At 67.7% G+C, this 1,313-nt stretch carries 1 protein-coding gene and 1 pseudogene; one reads left to right on the top strand and one right to left on the bottom strand.

Annotated features, from left to right (window positions below):
- A pseudogene (locus tag RHBS_RS27835) lies at window positions 1–335 on the bottom strand (hypothetical protein); the annotation flags it as partial.
- A gap of 53 nt (window positions 336–388) precedes the next feature.
- On the opposite strand from RHBS_RS27835, the gene RHBS_RS27830 reads away from it, so the two are divergent.
- Window positions 389–1,313 (top strand): hypothetical protein (locus RHBS_RS27830; protein WP_237669866.1); only part of this gene is annotated, 925 nt, incomplete at its 3' end.

The raw sequence follows: 1,313 nt of genomic DNA, 5'->3' as shown, positions 1-1,313 counted from the left end.
GGCGCACCGCCGTCGTACCCGTGCTCGCGCAGTGCGGCGATGCCGGGCGCGATGCCGTCGGGGCCGTCGGCCACCTTCTCCTTGCCGTAGAACTTCACCCCGTCGTGGCCGTGCATGAGCATGATCGCGGGCAGTGGGTGCTCTGCTTCCGGGGGCGTCAGCAGCCACGCGGACGTGTCGTTCCAGGTCAGTTCCACTCCGCGGACGCCGTCACGAATCCACCTGCGACCGCGTGTCACGTGCGGGGGCCGTGGGGTTTCGGTGACTCCGAGGGCCTTCCCTATTGCTGCGCGACGGGCGAATCGTGGACAGCCGGGCTCGAATTGTGTTCCCATGTGTGAACTCAGTTCTCTCTATCGAACAAATCAGCCATCGAAGGATGACCCCTATGACCGTCGACCGCATCGTCGCGCACGCCTATCCTTGGGACGTACTCGGTGATCCTCACTTCGTCGAGCGCGCCCGCAGGCTCGGGGTGCGTGAGATCTCGCTCGCCGCGACCTATCACTCCACCAGGGCGGCAACTCCGCTGCACCCGCAGCACAAGGTGGTCGACGCCCATCACGCCGCGCTGTACCGGCCGGTGCGTCCCGAGGCCTGGGCCGGCCACGCGATCACAGCGAAAACGGCCGACTGGGGCGGGGCCCAGGACGCGTTCGGCGAGGCGGCGGCCATCCTGATCGACGCCGGATTTCTGGTGAACGCCTGGATCGTGCTGACACACAGCACAATTCTCGGCCACGCCCATCCCGACGCGACCGTCGTCGACTGTTTCGGAGACGTCTATCGCTATGCGCTCGCTCCAGGGCATCCCGACATCGTTCGGTACTGCGCGACGCTCGCCGCCGAGGCGATACGCGGCGTCGAGGTACACGGCGTGTCCGTCGAGGCCTGCGGACAGCTCGGTTTCGCGCATGTCGGACCACACGAGAAGACGGACGGCGCGTTCCCCGGAATCGGCGACACCCTGATATCGATCAGCTGCACGCAGCGCGAGCTCGACGCGTGGAGCGAACGGGGCGTCGACTCGGCGAAGGTGACGCAGAAGCTGCGCGACGGCGTCGACGCCCTGTCGGCCGGAACTTTGCCTGCAGGTGCGGCGATCACCGTCGTGTTGGACGCCGACGAGATCGATGCGGTGGTGGCGGTCCGTCACGCCGACGCCGATCACCTTCGCGCGGAAGTGCTTGCCGCCGTGCGTGACCAGGCACCGTCGGCACGCGTGACGTTGCACGGTCATCCCGATCCGTGGAAGACGGGTCCCTCGCCTGCGCTGACCGCTGCCGCACCGGCCGAGGTCGACGCGGTACTCG

The sequence above is a fragment of the Rhodococcus sp. BS-15 genome, assembly GCF_000813105.1.
Lineage (GTDB): Bacteria > Actinomycetota > Actinomycetes > Mycobacteriales > Mycobacteriaceae > Rhodococcoides.
This window is presented reverse-complemented; position numbering and strand designations above follow the sequence as displayed.